This is a genomic window from Phocaeicola fibrisolvens, assembly GCF_025567125.1.
In the GTDB taxonomy this organism is placed as follows: domain Bacteria; phylum Bacteroidota; class Bacteroidia; order Bacteroidales; family Bacteroidaceae; genus Phocaeicola; species Phocaeicola fibrisolvens.
Genome location: NZ_JAOQJI010000023.1, coordinates 43,493 through 61,786 on the forward strand (window position 1 = coordinate 43,493; position 18,294 = coordinate 61,786).

Sequence of the window (18,294 nt, forward strand, 5' to 3'; positions counted from 1 at the left end):
GAAAAAACAGTAACTTTGCCACACTATTCGAGTAGAAAGATGGAAGAAACCAAGAAACAATTTGAACACGTAATTGCAGTTTGCCGTGATTTGTTTGCTAAGAAACTGCATGATTACGGAGCTGCATGGCGGATTATGCGTCCTTCTTCAGTGACAGATCAGATTTTTATTAAAGCCAACCGCATCCGTAGTATCGAAGTGAAAGGCGTGGCTTTAATCAATGAAGGAATTCGCCCGGAGTTTATCGCCATTGTAAATTATGGAATTATCGGATTGATTCAGCTCGAGCTGGGTTATGCGGAAAAAGAGGATATTACTGAAGAAAAGGCATTGGAATTGTATGATACTTATGCCAAAAAGGCTTTGGAACTTATGTTGGCCAAGAATCATGATTATGATGAGGCCTGGCGGAGCATGCGTATCACTTCGTATACTGATTTGATTCTGATGAAGATTTACCGTACCAAACAGATTGAATCTTTGAAAGGAGATACACTGGTTTCGGAAGGAGTGGATGCCAATTATATGGACATGATTAATTATGCGGTATTTGGATTGATAAAACTGGAATTTGGAGAATAAATATTTACATAAAGCCATCGTTGTCTGGAGCAATTTCTGTCGTTTCTTGCTGGCAGTTGTCTTTTTGTTTTCTGGATTTATAAAGGCGAATGACCCTTTGGGCACAGTTTATAAGGTGCAGGATTATCTGGAGGCATGGGGATTGTTGACGCTGAGCGGTGGATACGTGCCTTATTTGGTGGCGATTCTGTTTGGTATTTTTGAATTTACGTTAGGTATTTATTTGTTCTTTGGTATTAGGCGGCGGGTGGCTCCTTTGTTAATGTTGCTTCTCATGTCATTTCTGACACCGCTGACTTTGTGGTTGGCAATAGCCAATCCAATATCCGATTGCGGCTGTTTTGGGGATGCTGTGGTATTGACCAATTGGGAAACTTTCTTCAAGAACATTGTGTTGTTGATAGCGGCTATATCTGTATTTAAATGGAGACGCTATATTTTTAATTTGGTGACAACAAAGGTCGACTGGCTGGTCTCTCTTTATAGCATTCTTTTTATTATATTCTTCACTCTTTTTTGTCTTCGTTATTTGCCTGTCTTCGACTTCCGCCCTTATCACGTGGGGGCTGATATTGTAAAGGGGATGAGCATACCCGAAGGAGAGAAACCGACTGTGTATGAAACCGTCTTTATTTATTCGAAAAATGGAAAGGAGAAAGAGTTTACCATTGATAATTTTCCGACAGATTCTACCTGGACTTTTGTCGATTCAAAGACACGGATAAAGGAAAAAGGCTATGAACCGCCTATTCATGATTTTTCCATCACTTCATTGGAAACGGGCGAAGACATGACGGATGAAATCTTGAACAGTGACCAATATACGTTCTTGCTCGTTTCTCCCTGGTTGAAGCAGGCGGACGACAGTGGAATGGATTTGATTAATGAAGTCTACGATTACAGTGTAGAGCATGGTTACCGTTTCCTTTGTCTGACAGCATCCTCTGAACAGGATATCATGGAGTGGCAGGAAAATACTGGGGCTGAATATCCTTTTGCATTGATGGATGAGATTACACTGAAAACAATGATTCGTTCCAATCCGGGATTGATGTTGTTGAAGAAAGGGGTGGTGTTGCGTAAATGGAGTGTGTCCAATTTACCTGACGAATATCAGTTGAATGCACCTTTGGAACGTCTTCCATTTAGTACGTGGAGCCCTAAGACGAGCATTCATAAGATTGTGGAGGTTACCTGTTGGTTCTTGGGACCTTTGCTGCTGTTTACCATAGCCGATTTGATCTGGCTGCGTATTAAGAACCGAAAGGAGAAAAAGAAAAAAGAGAAAACATTATAACTAACCCTTTAAAATTAAAACAAAATGAGAAAAAACATTGTAGCAGGTAACTGGAAAATGAACAAGAACCTGCAGGAAGGTATTGCATTGGCAAAAGAATTGAACGAAGTATTGACTGCAGACAAACCTAACTGCGACGTTATCATCTGTACTCCGTTTATTCACCTGGCTTCTGTTACTCCTTTGGTAGACAGCTCTATCATCGGTGTAGGTGCTGAAAACTGCGCAGATAAAGCTTCTGGTGCTTACACTGGTGAAGTTTCTGCTGAAATGGTTGCATCTACAGGTGCTCAGTATGTAATCTTGGGTCACTCAGAACGTCGTGCTTACTACCATGAAACAGTAGAAATCCTGGCTGAAAAAGTTAAATTGGCTTTGGCTAACAACCTGAAACCGATTTTCTGTATCGGTGAAGTATTGGAAGAACGTGAAGCTAACAAGCAGAATGAAGTAGTAGAAGCTCAGCTGGCTTCTGTATTCTCTTTGTCTGCTGAAGACTTCAGCAAGATCATCTTGGCTTACGAACCGGTTTGGGCTATCGGTACTGGTAAGACTGCTACTCCGCAGCAGGCTCAGGAAATCCACGCTCACATCCGTTCTTTGGTAGCTGCTAAATATGGTAAAGAAGTAGCTGAAAACACTTCTATCCTGTACGGTGGTAGCTGCAAGCCGACAAATGCAAAAGAATTGTTTGCAAATCCGGATGTAGATGGTGGTTTGATTGGTGGTGCTGCTTTGAAGGCTGCTGACTTCAAAGGTATCATCGATGCTTTTAAATAATTTCCAATCTCTGAATTAATCAGGAATTGCTTGAGCACAGAGAGATGAGGACGTGCAGTGTCATTCCTTCCCTCTGTGCTCAATTGACTTTTGTTTTCTATGTCTATTTAAAAATCCGGTTATGCTGAAATATTTTTTATTCATTGTTTCTTTATTATGTGTCAGTGGGAGTTATGCCCAACGAAACATTATTGAAAGTTTGCAAACCCGTCGGGCGGGTGAAGGAGTGGTCACTGTACACCAGGATGCACAGATTACTTCTCTGATAGGGAAACGCTATGTACGGTCTACAAGCTCAGAACCGGTGAAGACATTGAAGGCCCGCGGTTTTCGTGTACAGGTGTATGCCGGAAATAATTCCCGTCAGGCACGCAGTGAGGCGAACAATGTAGCGGCAAAAGTAAAAGAGGAATTTCCGGACTTGCCGGTTTATACTTATTTCCAGCCTCCACGTTGGTTGTGCAGGGTGGGAGACTTCAAGAGTATTGAAGAAGCACATGTAACCATGCGTAAATTGAAGGCGACAGGAGTTTTCAAGGAAGTATCTATTGTGCGCGAACAGATTAATATACCTATAGAATAATGATGACAGATACCAATTCGATAAACTGGCCACAGGAAAAGGTGGAAAAGCTGATGGGCCATTACAAAGAGATTCTTTCTTTGCTGGGAGAAGACCCGGAGCGCGAAGGGTTGTTGAAAACTCCAGAACGTGTGGCCAAGGCCATGCTGACACTGACTCGCGGATATGAAATGGATCCGAGAGAGGTGCTGAATGCGGCGAAGTTCAAGGAGCCTTACAGCCAGATGGTGATTGTGAAGGACATTGATTTCTTTTCCATGTGCGAGCATCACATGTTGCCGTTTTATGGAAAGGCACATGTGGCTTACATTCCGAACGGATATATCACGGGGTTGAGTAAGATTGCCCGTGTGGTCGATATTTTTTCCCATCGCTTGCAAGTGCAGGAACGCATGACACTTCAGATTAAGGAGTGCATTCAAGAAACATTAAATCCATTAGGTGTAATGGTGGTGGTAGAAGCCAAACACATGTGCATGCAGATGAGAGGGGTGGAAAAACAGAATTCAGTGACCACTACTTCCGATTTTACCGGTGCGTTCAATCAGGCAAAGACGCGTGAAGAGTTTATGAACCTGATTCGGGCCAAATATTAATTGATGTGCTATTTCCCCTTCTGCGTATGAAAAAGGGGAAATAGTTTTTTTTATAGGCTGGGAGGCAATACGACACGGTCTCCCGCTTTCTGAAGCATCGGAATCTGTATCTTCTGCAAGTCTTGGTAATGCTTCATGATTTCCTGGCACTTTTGCGGGTCGTTGTAGATGTCTGGATTGTTCAAGGCCTGCAGTGTGTGCTTCATATCTTCTTCCACAATTGAAATCTTGAAATCAATCAGCAGACGGGGAACCAGTTCATACAACCGTTCTTCATCGGTAATGATTTTCTGTCCTTTGGAATGGTATTTGCTCAGTTGATAGCGGTCGCTGACCATTTCGGCTGCCAGTTTGCTGATATCCGCGTCGGGATGACTCAGAAAGTAGCGTTCAGCCACAAATCCCGGTTCTTGCAAGTGTGTTTCCGCTTCTTTGAGGATACGGCGGTCCAATGCACTATGAAACTGTAATTCGTCTTCCTTTAAGCTCGAAGAAATACACTCTATCACCGTGAGCGGCTGTTCTTCTCCGTTTTCATTTTCCAAATAACACATGACTTTCTCGCCATAGCGGATCAGCATGCGTATCAGTGCCTGTTCCCGCTGGTAGAACACTTTCTGTTCGTTTCCTTCCAGTGGAATGTAAGAGAGGTATTCATCCGCTGAGGCAGTGGCTGTCGTTGCAGGAGCCTCCGGTTGCGCATCTGTCGAAGTTGTCGGTGAGGTCGTCGGATTTTCCTGTGGAACAGGTGATTCCTGTTTTTCAGTGGGACTGGCCGGAATGGCTGGCGATTCTGTTTTTTCTTGGGATACCTGTTGAGCCCTGAGGGCTTGCTGCTGTTTTCTTTGGTTCTCCTTGAATTTGTTTTCCTGCGCCTGTTCCATGAGTTTGGCGACGGCTTCTATCAGCACCTTCTCTTCCATTTGCAGGAGCTGGCTGCATTCACGGGTATAGACCGAGCGGACAATGGCATCCGGAATGACCGAGATGCTTTTGACGATGCTGGAAATCAGGCTGGCCCGTTTGATGGGGTCTTTACCCGCTTCTTCCATCAGCAGGTTGGTCTTGAACCGGATGAAATCGACTTCATGCTCGTTGATATAAGCCTGGTAGTCGGTGGCGTTGTGCTTGCGGGCAAAACTGTCCGGGTCATCTCCGTCTGGCAACAGGCAGACCTTGACGTTCATTCCTTCTTCCAACAGCATGTCGATACCTCGTATGCTGGCCTTGATGCCGGCTCCGTCACCGTCATACAACACGGTGATGTTGTTGGTGAAACGGTGTATCAGCCGTATCTGGTCGGGAGTCAGAGCTGTACCTGAGGAAGCTACTACATTTTCGATGCCACTTTGGTGCATGGAAATGACGTCGGTATAACCTTCTACCAGGAAACAGCGGTCCTGGCGGACAATTTCCTGCTTGGCAAAGTAGATGCCGTAGAGTTCCCGGCTTTTATGATAGATTTCCGATTCCGGAGAATTAACATACTTCATCTGCACGTTCTTGGTGGCCGCGCTCAATACACGTCCGCCAAAAGCTACTACTTTTCCCGATAAGGTATGTACGGGGAAAATGACACGCCCCCAGAAACGGTCGCGAAGTGAACCGTCGTCCTTTCTATAGCACAAGCCGGTTTTTACCAAAAACTCTTCCTGATAGCCTTTCTGTTTGGCTGTACGTGCCAGTGCATCGTGACTGTCTGTGCTGTATCCTAACTGGAACTTTTTGATAATGTCATCACGGAATCCTCGGCTGCGTAAGTAGGTCATACCGATACGCTGTCCGTCGATGTGATTATAAAGTATGTCTTGAAAATATTCAGAAGCAAACTGGTTGACTACAAACAAGCTTTCACGCAGACTATGTGCTTGTTTTTCTTCGTCGGTCAGTTCCCGTTCCTTTACTTCGATGTGATATTTGTTGGCCAGCCACTTCAGTGCCTCGTAGTAAGAAAGCTGTTCGTGCTCCATGATGAAGTGCACGACATTTCCTCCCTTACCGCAACTGAAACATTTGCATAATCCTTTGCTGGGAGACACACTGAAAGAAGGGGTCTTTTCATTGTGGAACGGGCATAGTCCGATGTAGTTCACTCCCCTTCGGCGGAGTGTGACAAATTCGGATACCACATCTACTATTTGTGCAGCATCCAGTATTCGGTCTATGGTAGCTTGGTCAATCATTTCGAAGGGCGAAAATAATAAAAATAAGTAGAATGTGCAATTGACCGTAGTAAATCGTGGAATGACAACGATGGTACGGTCAATTACATGGCATTTTTTTTGATGAATAATTGAGTATTTGTAAAATGTTTATATTCAGTTATTTGTATGATTATTTTGGATAATAGAGTTCAAATTATGGACAATAGAATTTCTCTTGTGGACATTTGCAGCTGTAGTTTGGATATTTCGTTTCATGTTCATGGGAGGCTTATTGTACTTTTGCTATCAGAGTTAACAAATAAAAAGAACTAATATGAGAAAGACTTTATTCTTTTTGTTGCTGGCATCCAGTGCTGCAATGTTTGCGGAGAACTATACAGTGAAATCTCCGGATGAACGCATCCTTGTGAATGTAGAAACAGGAGCTACTACTACGTATTCTGTAACTTTCAATGGTAAAACTATTTTGAATCCTTCTCCTTTATCTATGACTTTTGATAATGGGGTGGTGATTGGCCGCAATATGAAGGTAAAAGATGTTCAGCATCGCACGGAAGACCAGATGTTGACACCTGTTGTCCGTCAAAAAAGTGATAAAATTAGAGATCACTACAATGAAATGGTATTAAATGCTGATCAGTATAAACTGTATTTTCGTGTATATAATGACGGATTAGCTTATCGTTTCCATACAGATTTTGCTGACTCGCTGAAGGTAATCAGTGAAGAGGTAGACTATTGTTTCCCGGAAGATTATAATACACTTTTTCCGGAGGAAAGAACCATATTGTCTGCACAGCAGCCTTTGTTTAAACCGATGAAATTGTCAGAAATTGGAACTGACCGTTTTTGCAGTACTCCTGTACTGATTAAGGTAGATGATCAGGCACGTATTTTTATCAGTGAATCTGATTTGGAAAGTTATCCGGGTATGTTCTTGAAGAAACAAGGAAAATATGAACTGGCTGGAAAATTTGCTGCTTATTCTTTGGAAGAAGAAAAAACAGACGATCGTCAGATTTTCCCTACTAAGAGGGCTGATTATATAGCAAGAGTAAGCGGAACCCGTAATTATCCTTGGCGTGCCATGATTGTAGCAGAGAACGATGCTAACCTTGTAACGAATCAGTTGATTTATAAATTGGCTCCAGAGTCACAGGGGGACTTTTCTTGGGTCAAACCCGGGAAAATTGCTTGGGATTGGTATAATGCGTTAATTCTGACGGGTGTGGATTTTAAATGTGGAATTAATAATGAAACCTATAAGTATTATATTGATTTTGCTTCTAAATACGGTCTTGAATACGTTGTACTTGATGATGGTTGGTCTGAAGCATGGGATGTAACTAAAACCGTTCCGGAGATTGATATGGAAGAATTGGTTGCATACGGGAAAAAGAAGAATGTAGGTTTGATTTTATGGGTTTCATGGGCTCCATTTCGTGAGAAACTGGACGAGGCCTTCGCCTTGTTTAGTAAATGGGGAATCAAAGGTATTAAAATGGACTTCATGAATCGTGATGATCAAGCGATGGTTGATTTTTATTATACGGTAGCGCGAAAGGCTGCAGCCCACAGAATGTTGGTTGATTTTCATGGAGCTTATAAGCCAACTGGTTGGTTGAGAACATTCCCGAATGTATTGAGTTCGGAAGGTGTGGCAGGTTTGGAAAATCATAAGTGGGGAAGTTTTGTGACTCCTGAGCATAATGTCACTTTGCCATTTACCCGTATGGTGGCTGGACCAATGGATTATACACCGGGAGCCATGATTAATTTCCATGAGAAAGACCATAAGGTTTGGTTTAATTTACCAGCTTCTATTGGGACACGTTGTCATCAATTGGGTATGTATGTCGTTTATGAGAGTCCACTTCAGATGTTGGCCGATTCTCCGTCAAATTATTACCGTGAAGAAAAATGTATGGAATTCTTGAGTCAGGTTCCGGTAGTTTGGGATGAGACACGCGTTTTGAAAGCATCTGTAGGCGAGTATATTGTGGTGGCACGTCGCTCTGGCGATACTTGGTTCATTGGTGGTATGGTTGGTAAAAAAGGACAGAAGTTCGATATTACTCTTGATTTCATTAAGGGAAATAAGACACTGACTTGTTGGGAAGATGGTGTGAATGTAGACCTGCAAGCACAGGACTTTGCTTGTCGTACAAAGAAAGTGAAACAAGGAGATACCATCACAATCAGCATGTATGATGGAGGTGGCTATGTAGCTATTATTAAATAATATATTAACCTGTTTTAATTACCTAATCTAATGAAAACATTTCAATCAACTTCAAAATGCAGGCATATTCTGATGGCAGGTATGCTGGCATGGGGAGTTCTGCCGGGCTTGGCAGTTCCCGAAACGAATGATGCGGCTGTATCTTTAGCGGTTACTCAGCAAAATGTGACACTGAAAGGTACGGTAGTAGACAAAAAGACAGGAGAGCCGATTATTGGAGCGAATGTCATTGTGAAGGGTACGACTAATGGAGTCATCACTGATTTGGATGGAAATTATACCTTGCAGGCACCTGCTGGGTCTTTACTGGAAATTTCGTATATCGGCTATCAGTCTGTTGAAATAAAAGCCACGGCTCAACCTCAGAAAATCCAGTTGGGAGAAGATACAGAAGTGTTGGAGGAAGTGGTGGTTGTAGGTTATGGTGTGCAGAAAAAAGCCACAGTGACCGGTTCTGTTGCAACTGTTAAAGGTAGCGATTTGAAGACAATTGGTAATGCCAATATCACTAATACTTTTGCAGGTAAGATTCCAGGAGTTGTCGCAACCAACCGTTCGGGTGAGCCGGGTAACGATGCTTCTAAGATTTATATTCGTGGTATGGGTACTTTGGGTGATACGAATCCGTTGGTTGTAATTGATGGAGTAGCCGATCCAAATAATGGTTTGAGTAACTTGGAACGTATGAATCCGAATGATATTGAATCAATCAACGTGCTGAAAGATGCTTCAGCTGCTATTTATGGTTCTCAAGCGGCAAATGGTGTGATTTTGGTTACTACAAAGCGTGGATCATCAGGCAATGATAAACCAATGGTAAATTATAGTGGTTCTGTGTCGTTGACACAAAATACCCGTGTCCCTGATTTAATGAATGCCTATGAATATATGACTTATTCAGATGAGGTTCGTAAATATAAAGGAGAAGCTCCACTTTATGAGAATATAAAAGAAGGCTATCTGGATGGAACTATTGATAGACTTCAGTATGGAGATACTGATTGGATGAAAGCTGTATTTCGTAATGTTGCTCCTCAGACCCGTCATTCTCTTTCTATCAATGGAGGAACGGATAAGATAAAATATTATGTTTCAGGAGACTATTCTTATCAGGAGCCGATGTATAGAAATACAGTATTTAATTATAATACTTATCAGGTACGTTCAAATATAGACGCACAAGTAAGTAAAAATTTGAAGATTGGAGTGGATTTAGATGGCCGTAAAGAACGTCGTAATATGGGTATTTATGATTCCTATAAGATTTTCTGGGAAACTACCAATGCTTATCCTTACTTGTACGATTATTATCCGAACGGTTTACCGGGTCCAGGTATTAATCAGGGTAATAACCCAGCTGTATTGGTTTCTGGAAAAGATACGGGTTATGATAAGGTAGACGATTATTTTGTGAATTCTAAGTTTACTTTTGATTTGAAACTGCCTTGGATTACTGAGGGCTTGTCTTTGTCTGGATATGGTGCCTTTAATTTCCATTTCCGTAATGAGAAATATCTAATAGATGTATGGGATACTTATCATTATGATCCTACTACTCAGGATTATATTAAGCAGACTACCAATCCGGAAGGAGGTACTATCAAGTTGACACAATCACATGAAAACAGCCTTTCGCGTACGCTGCACTTGAAACTGAATTATGATCGCACTTTTGGTGACCATCATATCAGTGCCTTTGTGGCTTATGAACAGAATAAATATGACGGAGAGGTATTTGAAGCATTCCGAAATTACTTCTTGAACAGTAAACTGGATTACTTAAGTTTTGGTGGTGATAAGGAAAAGACAAACTCTGGTAGCGGTTATGTTTCTGTCAGACAGAATTTCTTCGGGCGTTTGAATTACACCCTGAAAGACCGTTATATGTTTGAATTCTCTATTCGTCGTGATGGTTCTATGAATTTTGCTCCCGGTCATCGTTGGGGTACTTTCCCAGGATTGTCTGTTGGATGGCGTTTGAGTGAAGAACGTTTTATTAAAGAAAAAGCACCGTTTATCAATGACTTGAAGTTACGTGCTTCTTGGGGTAAATTAGGTAATGATAGAATTGATCCATTCCAATACATTAATCCGTATGTAGTGCAAGATGGAGCTATTCTTGGAAAAACTCCTTCAATTGGTAAGGCAATTTATCCGGGCGTACTTGCTAATCCTAATGTAACCTGGGAAAAAGTTGATTCTAAGAATGTGGCTGTTGATGGTAACTTCTGGAACGGTATGTTGGGATTTACTGTGGAATATTTCTTCCAGAACCGTAAAGATATTCTGACTGCAAGACAGGCTTCTATACCTTCATACACAGGATTGGGAAATACATTGCCTGATGAAAATCTGGGAGAAGTAAATAATCAGGGTATTGAAATTATGCTGAATCACCGTAATAAAATCGGAGAAGTAAATTATTACATTGGAGGTAACTTTACTTTTGCTCGTAACAAGATTAAGTTCTTTGATGAGGCAGCTAACATTCCGAGCTATCAAAGACAGACCGGTGGACCTTTGAATACTTGGTTAATGTATAAGACTGATGGAATTTATCAGAATTGGGATGAAGTAAACAGCAGTGTGCACATGCCGGGAGCACAGCCGGGTGATATCAAATATGTAGATGTGGACAATAATGGAGTAATCAGTGAAAATGACAAGGTTCGCAGCGAAACTGGAAATGTTCCTGAAATTGTATATGGTATCAATTATGGTATTGAATGGAAGGGATTGGAAGTAAGCATGATGTGGACCGGACAAGGCAGAGCTTCACAGATGATTGTCCCTTATTCTTATAACCAGGATAAAGACTTGTACTATAATCGCTGGATTTCGGAAGAGGAAACTCCTAATTCTAAATATCCTCGTGCTTTTGATAAAGACGACGTGATTAATACACCTTGGAGTGATTTCTGGTTGTATGATGCTTCATTCATTCGTTTGAAGAATGTAGAAGTTGCCTATACCTTACCGCAGAAGTGGGTAGAAAAAATGAAATTGCAAAATGTACGTTTCTCATTGTCAGGAACAAACTTGTTGACTTTCGATAAGATTAAACTGCAAGATCCGGAATCGGATGCAACTGGTCTTGGTCAGGCTTATCCGCTGGCAAGAACTTACTCATTTGGCATCAATGTGACTTTCTAACCTTTTAAGAAAACTAAGAATATGAAGACAACATTTATAAAAACAATATGCTTCGGAACATTGCTGGCTTCTATGGCTTCATGCGATATTCTGGATGTGGATCCACTGGATACTTATACTGAAGAAGATGTATTCTCAGATGTAAGTCTGCTGAAATCATACGTACACCGGAATTATAACCTTCCGCAAACAGGATGGGATCATACAGCTTTACGGTATTCGTGTGATGAGTCAATCAATAACTTCAACTGGAATAATTCTTATCAGGTGTTGGAAGGATCGGTTACTCCTGACCAGTTGGGTAACCTTGATATTTGGGAAGCCTATTATGAGAATATCAAGAACTGTAATATCTTCTTTGAACACATGGATTATGTGAACAAGGTAGACCAGCCGGAGCAGAACTACTTGATTGGAGAAACAACCTTCTTCCGTGCGCTTTACTATATGGAACTGGTAAACCGTTATGGAGGAGTACCGATGATAACAAAATCTTATCAACTGGATGACACGGCTGAAGCTTTGAATGTCAAGCGTGCGAGCTATGAAGAATGTGTGGATTCTATTGTTACTTGGTTTGACCGCGCTGCTAATTATCTTCCAGAAGAATATGCGAGTGATGCTGATTTTGGTCGTGTGACAAAAGTGGCTGCTTTGGCCATGAAGAGCCGTATGTTGCTTTATGCTGCCAGTCCATGGTGGGGAGTAAGAACTTATGAAGAAGCTGCCGATGCTGCAGAAGAAGTTATCGAACTTTGTGGAGGCTTGGGAGTTAATAATCTGGATCCGGATTATCAAGGGTTATTCTTAAATCCTGAAAGTCCTGAGATTATTTTCCAGCGTCTTTATAATCAAGAATATGGACATTACTTTGATGCTGAAAATAGTCCGAATGGCTGGCATGGGTATTCTGCTACTTGTGTAACTCAGGAAATGGTTGACAGTTATGAAAAGAGAGGTGGAGTAATGCCTGATACACAGTGGTATGATGATAAGACTACTACAACTGCTAATCCTTGGGAAGATCGTGATCCGCGTTTCTATGCTTCTATCGTATGCGATGGACAGTCATTCCGTGATGGAGAAGCTGAATTCTATGTCAATGAAGATGGTACAACAGGTGGAAAGGATAGTGAGTATGGAACAGATAACTGGAATTATTCTGAAACTCATTACACCATCCGTAAATTTATGGATGAGGCTCTTATTAACTTGTGGTCCGAAAAAGCATATCATCCTTGGATTTATTGTCGCTTGGCTGAAATTTATTTGAACTATGCGGAAGCGAAATATTTCTGCGGGGATGAGGTTACAGCTCGTCAGTATGTAAACTTTGTCCGGGAAAGAGCCCGTAACATGGCTGAAGATCCTACAAACATGTTGCCGGATGTAACAGAAAGTGGAGATGCTTTGTTGAAGAAAATTCAGCAGGAACGCAAGGTGGAACTGGCCTTTGAGGAACATCGTTATTTTGATGTACGCCGTTGGAAAATTGCGGAAGATACGCAAGTGGGACAATTCCATGGCATTAAGATTACTAAAAAAGCCGATGGAACTAAAACATATACTATATCGAATGTAGGTAATCCTCGTAAGTTTATTTCTCCTAATCACTATTTGGCTCCTATTCCGAATTATGAACGTCGTAAGAATAGTGCATTAGAGCAGAATCCGGGATATTCTGACTTATAAGAATAGTAGAGGAAATCTGTTCCTGAATGAAAAATAAAACTTAATTTAGGAACAGATTTCTGATGTTTGTACATACTTAATTTTTAAATCTGTAATTGATGAATTTACTTAGAACAATTTTGATTGGTGGAATTGGATTCACTGCATTAGGAGTAAATGCAGTGGAGACAAGTCGTTGGCACATAGCTCCAGATAATCAGATTATCTGGTCGGTGAACGAAAATATTCCGCATGAGGATCATATAGAGATGAGTGGAAAGGCTGTTTCTGTGGTTCTCCGTTATGGAGTTGACGGTGAGGGAGCTTTTCGCTTGAACAAGAGTATGGTATGGCCGCGTCTGCGAACCATTCCTAATAATACCCATGCCAGCCTGATGCGTCGCTATGATTGGAATCCACTTGCAGGAATTACAGTGAACGGACGTAGTTTGCAACGTGGAGAAAAGGTAAAAGAACTTGGCATAAAAGGTAAATTGCAGGTAAAGAGTGTAGTAAACCAAGGGTATTATGGAGAATGGGAGATTATTCGTGAATATTTTCCGTCTACAGAACTTCCTGCTTTGGTAGAGTTGTATCAGGTGATAAATAAAGGAAAGAATTCACTGGCAGTGGAAATTCCGAAAGATGGTTTCATGGCTCAGACCGATCCGTCTAAAGGAGTAAAGGGAACTTATTTTATTGAAGGAAAACTGCTTCAGAATGGATATTTTACTTTACAGCCTGGCGACACTTTGCGTTTCTCAGCATCCATTTCTGCGCATGATTCAGAAGCCAGCAGCCTTGTGCTCGATGCCTGTGCAGAGAAGGTAAAAAGAGAATCGTTAGTAGCTTCCTGGATGGATAATCTGGTACTGGAAACCCCAGACCCTGTGATAAACCAGATGTTTGCATTTTCAAAGATACGCGCTTGCGAAAGTATCTATGAAACTCAGGGAGGACCTATGCATGGTCCGGGAGGAGAGTCGTATTATGCAGCCATTTGGGCTAACGACCAGGCTGAATATATCAATCCTTATTTCCCTTATACAGGCTATGAATACGGAAATGTTTCAGCTTTAAATAGTTTCAAGCATTTTGCTCGTTTTATAAATGATGATTGGAAACCAATTCCGAGTTCAATTGTAGCTGAGGGGCTGGATATCTGGGCTGGAGTAGGCGACCGTGGAGATGCTGCCATGATTGCTTATGGAGCTTCTCGTTACGCTTTGACTCGTGCAAGCCGTGAAGAAGCCGAAGAGCTGTGGCCGCTTATTTCCTGGTGTCTGGAATATTGTCACCGGAAATTGAATGAAGGAGGAGTGGTAGCTTCGGATACGGATGAGCTGGAAAATCGTTTCCCTTCAGGAGATGCCAATCTTTGTACCTCTTCTCTTTATTATGATGCCTTGATTTCGGCTGCATATTTGGCTAAGGAATTAGGAAAGGGAAATAATGTGGCAAATACTTATAGAAAGCAAGCTTCTACATTACGCAAGAATATTGAAACATATTTTGGAAGTACAGTAGAAGGTTATTCTACTTATGCCTATTATAAAGGAAATGATGTGCTTCGTTCCTGGATTTGTATTCCTCTGACAGTGGGTATCGATGAACGAAAGGATGGTACTATTCAAGCATTGTTTTCACCTCGATTGTGGACTGAGAACGGATTGCTTACACAAGCAGGAAGCGAGACTTTTTGGGATCGTTCCACACTTTATGCTTTGCGGGGAGTATACGCGGCTGGCGAAACAGAAAAAGCCACTGAATATTTACAGCGCTACTCTAAAACCCGATTGCTGGGTGAACATGTTCCTTATGCCATTGAGGCATGGCCTGAAGGAGAACAACGGCATCTTTCAGCAGAAAGCGGTTTGTATGGTCGTATCATCACTGAGGGCTTGTTCGGTATCCGTCCCATTGGATTTAAGTCGTTTACTTTGACTCCCCGCCTTCCGCAAAAATGGAATCAGATGGCACTGCATCACGTACGTGCTTTTGGGGCAGACTTTGATTTAATGATTCAACGCCAGGAAGCAGGAAAGTTGCAAGTCATAATGACTACAAGCCAAGGTAAGAAGAAGGTTTATAACCTGAAAGAAGGGAAAACAATCACAATCAATTTGAAGTAATATGATGAGACATTTATTATTGCTTGGTACTACGGCTTTACTTTTATCGGGGTGTGGAAATTCGACCCAAAAAGCAGTGATAGAAAAACTTCCTCAAGAGCAGATTGCCGTATTTGTTTCCACAGACAAGCATTTGGAGAACACTTATAACTGGGCCCGAAAAATGGCGTTGTCGTATGCTCACGATGGTACAGACCCGGTAGGCTATTGGTATGAGGCTGCTTTACCTCAGCGTGAAGCTTTTTGTATGCGTGATGTTTCTCATCAATCGGTGGGTGCCCAAATTCTGGGATTGTCTGTGCATAATAAAAATATGTTCAGAAAATTTGCAGAGAATATCAGTGAGAGCAAGGACTGGTGTACATACTGGGAAATCAACCGTTATGACAAGCCCGCACCGGCGGATTATACGAATGATAAAGAGTTCTGGTATAACCTGAATGCAAATTTCGATGTGATTCAGGCTTGTTGGAAAATGTATGAATGGACTGGTGACAAGGATTATCTGACGGATTCCTGTTTTGTCAATTTCTATGATAAATCTTTGAATGAGTATATTTCTCGCTGGAAACTCCAGCCTGAGAATGTCATGTCACGGCCACGCTACATGAATCAGCCGGAGAATTTTGACCAGAACAATAACTTCCATACTTGCAGGGGACTGGCTTCTTATGTAGAGAATTTCAGAGGACTGACAATGGGAGTGGATTTGATAGCTACACTATATGCAGGATTTAATGCCAGCTCTCAGATGGCTTCGTTGTTAGGCAATAAGGAAAAGGCCGAAAAGGACAGGCAGATGGCACTTGCATATCGGGATATTCTGGAAAAAGAATGGTGGTGTGAAGACAGTGCCTATTATCAGACTTTCTGGACAGAAGACCGTACTTTCCATCGCGGAGAGGGAGTTCCGTTTATTTTGTGGTTTGGTGCTACGGATAACACAAACCGTATCCAGGCTTCTGTCAAGGATATTCTGAGTAAGGAATGGAATGTGGAGAACATGTCTGCTTTTCCTGCATTGCTGTACCGGTTGGGATATCTTAAGGAAGCTTATACTTATCTGACAGAACTTCCCCAGATGAACCGTTCGGAGTATCCAGAGGTGTCGTATGGAGTAATTGAGGGTACTGTATGTGGCGTGATGGGAGTGGTTCCTTCTGCCAGTGAGAATACAATCTCCACTTGCTCTCGCTTAACTTCAGATACTTTAAATGCAGAAATCAGAAATCTACCTGTACTTGATGGATATGTCAGTGTAAAGCATACCGGATGTATTGCTACCGAGATAGAAAACAATACCTCACAGGAACTTGTATGGAAAGCTGCATTTATGGGGCAGTATCCACAGGTTAAAGTTGATGGAAAACTTTATCAGACAGAGTCTTGTCAGGATGTGTACGGAAATGTATATTCAATGGTAGAAGTGAAACTACCTTCAGGCAAGAAGATGTATGCACAGGTATCGGATGAAAAATAATAAGAGTTTTTCTTAATGTGTATTTAGACTATAGGGATATTCAATAGGTCTTTTCTATAGGAAACCGGTTATTGAAGGAATCGTGATTTTTCTTCAATAACCGGTATGGTTTTTGAACGGATTGATTAAAACTGGAGTAGAATTTTGTATTTTTGCTTAAATGAACATGCTTTAATCTAAACTAATAGGGTATGAAATTCGCGAAACTGCTTTTTTCGATTATATTTTTAGGCTATTTCCTTTTGTGTGGAGGAGCATCCCGTAATGTGACTCATTACACCATCAGTGACGGACTTTCGAATAATGCGGTATATAGCATTACGCAGGATACGAAAGGGCGTATGTGGTTTGGAACGATTGACGGTTTGCACAGTTTTGACGGGAATCATATTCGTGTGTGGAGAGATAGTCGGGTAGAATCCTTGGGCGCTTGCATTTATACCATATTGGAAGATAGCATGCAACTTTATGTAGGAAGTGAGCGAGGACTGGCAATCTTCAATTTATTGACCGAGAGCTTTTCTGACTTTCAGGCCCGTTCCGAGTTTGGTGAGAGCATACATTCTTCCGTATCTCATGTGATGCGTGACAGTCGGCATAATATCTGGATAACTACTGCAGGACAAGGAGTGTTTCGTTACAATCTTCCCAATAAGACACTTCATCAGTATATGGCTATTGGAAAGGTAAACTGTGATTTTGTGTATTATATAATGGAGGATTCTTCCGGTACGATATGGCTTGCTACCCGTGAAGGAGGAATCAGTCGTTATGTAGCTTCGCAGGATATGTTTCAACCGGTAGCTTTACAGGATGTGAAAGATGCCCGTGTGCTGTTTGAGGATTCTTCTCATCGCCTTTGGGTAGGAACGGGGAGAGATGGACTTTATTTATTGGATAAAGAGCATGGGCGACTGATTCAGAAAATTCCTCCTCTACAGTTTAATCATCCTTTTCAAGTAAGAAAAATTGTTGAATGGCAGCCCGGTCATCTGTTGTTGGCTTCGGATGAAGGGTTGACGAAGTATGATGTGACTACGGAAAAAGTCGATGTGATAAAAGCAGATAGCAGACATCCGGAAGGACTGAACGATAATTACCTGCATGAATTGTTTCTTGACCGGGAGAATGCGCTTTGGATAGGTACTTACTTTGGTGGGGTAAACTATGTTTCTTCCGTGCAAGATAATTTCCGACATTATCATAAGGACAATTCTCAATTGGATGCACGTATTATCAGTGTGTTTGCCCATGCAGATAAGGGTAATTTATGGATTGGAACAGATGATGCCGGCTTCTTCTATTGGGACAGACAAAAGCAGACATTTCAGGGGTATCGCCCTCAAAAAGGAAAGCCAGGACCTGCCTATTATAACATACATGCCTTGTTACAAGATGGAGACAAATTGTTTGTGGGTATGTTTATGGGTGGTCTGGATATCCTGGATTTGCGGACAGGCAAGTTTAAAAATTATAAGGCAGATACTTCTCCGCGTTCATTGTATTCTTCTGAAATCTATGCACGTGCGCCCAGATTGGTCGCTTGATAAATACTTCTGTAGTAAGAAGTTAGGATTGGGTTCAATATAATCCTATCGTCAATCAGCTTATCC

12 protein-coding genes are annotated in these 18,294 nt (G+C 41.7%); 11 read left to right on the top strand and 1 reads right to left on the bottom strand.

The window, feature by feature from the left end; all coding sequences use genetic code 11:
- The first annotated feature begins 39 nt into the window (after positions 1-39).
- The 5 genes from OCV81_RS10620 to folE all read left to right on the top strand — a co-directional run bounded on the left by OCV81_RS10620 (position 40) and on the right by folE (position 3,838).
- Entirely contained in the window at positions 40-582 is a 543-nt protein-coding gene (locus tag OCV81_RS10620; protein WP_022354708.1) for a DUF1599 domain-containing protein, read from the top strand.
- Positions 572-1,879: a BT_3928 family protein gene (locus OCV81_RS10625; RefSeq protein WP_022354709.1), complete on the top strand. Its 1,308-nt coding sequence runs from the start codon at positions 572-574 to the stop codon at positions 1,877-1,879. Before OCV81_RS10620 ends, OCV81_RS10625 begins: the two co-directional genes overlap by 11 nt.
- Positions 1,880-1,903: 24 nt before the next feature.
- Positions 1,904-2,659 (top strand): triose-phosphate isomerase, encoded by a 756-nt coding sequence (tpiA, locus tag OCV81_RS10630; RefSeq protein ID WP_148329991.1) that lies wholly within the window; start codon positions 1,904-1,906, stop codon positions 2,657-2,659.
- Between the two features lie 121 nt (positions 2,660-2,780).
- Positions 2,781-3,242 (top strand): SPOR domain-containing protein, encoded by a 462-nt coding sequence (locus tag OCV81_RS10635; RefSeq protein WP_022354711.1) that lies wholly within the window; start codon positions 2,781-2,783, stop codon positions 3,240-3,242.
- Positions 3,243-3,244: 2 nt separating this feature from the next.
- Positions 3,245-3,838 (top strand): GTP cyclohydrolase I FolE, encoded by a 594-nt coding sequence (gene folE, locus OCV81_RS10640; protein WP_022354712.1) that lies wholly within the window; start codon positions 3,245-3,247, stop codon positions 3,836-3,838.
- A 50-nt stretch (positions 3,839-3,888) separates the two neighbouring features.
- Here folE and dnaG read toward each other — a convergent pair whose 3' ends face one another.
- On the bottom strand, positions 3,889-6,021 hold the full coding sequence (gene dnaG, locus OCV81_RS10645) for a DNA primase (RefSeq protein ID WP_022354713.1): 2,133 nt from the start codon (positions 6,019-6,021) through the stop codon (positions 3,889-3,891).
- 295 nt (positions 6,022-6,316) lie between these two features.
- Between dnaG and OCV81_RS10650 the strand changes: the two genes are divergently transcribed.
- The 6 genes from OCV81_RS10650 (at position 6,317) to OCV81_RS10675 (ending at position 18,228) form a co-directional block, all read left to right on the top strand.
- Positions 6,317-8,245, top strand: a complete 1,929-nt coding sequence (locus OCV81_RS10650) for a glycoside hydrolase family 97 protein (protein WP_148329992.1) — start codon at positions 6,317-6,319, stop codon at positions 8,243-8,245.
- 30 nt (positions 8,246-8,275) lie between these two features.
- Positions 8,276-11,398: a SusC/RagA family TonB-linked outer membrane protein gene (locus OCV81_RS10655; protein WP_148329993.1), complete on the top strand. Its 3,123-nt coding sequence runs from the start codon at positions 8,276-8,278 to the stop codon at positions 11,396-11,398.
- A 21-nt stretch (positions 11,399-11,419) separates the two neighbouring features.
- Positions 11,420-13,090, top strand: a complete 1,671-nt coding sequence (locus tag OCV81_RS10660; protein WP_022354359.1) for a RagB/SusD family nutrient uptake outer membrane protein — start codon at positions 11,420-11,422, stop codon at positions 13,088-13,090.
- A gap of 98 nt (positions 13,091-13,188) precedes the next feature.
- Complete coding sequence (locus OCV81_RS10665) at positions 13,189-15,201, top strand: glucosidase family protein (protein ID WP_148329994.1); 2,013 nt, start codon at positions 13,189-13,191, stop codon at positions 15,199-15,201.
- Position 15,202: 1 nt separating this feature from the next.
- The gene (locus tag OCV81_RS10670) at positions 15,203-16,681 is read left to right on the top strand and encodes a hypothetical protein (RefSeq protein ID WP_262640326.1); all 1,479 of its coding nucleotides are present in this window, start codon (positions 15,203-15,205) and stop codon (positions 16,679-16,681) included.
- Between the two features lie 191 nt (positions 16,682-16,872).
- Positions 16,873-18,228, top strand: coding sequence for a ligand-binding sensor domain-containing protein (locus OCV81_RS10675; RefSeq protein WP_148329995.1), 1,356 nt, complete (start codon positions 16,873-16,875; stop codon positions 18,226-18,228).
- The last annotated feature ends 66 nt before the right edge of the window (positions 18,229-18,294 follow it).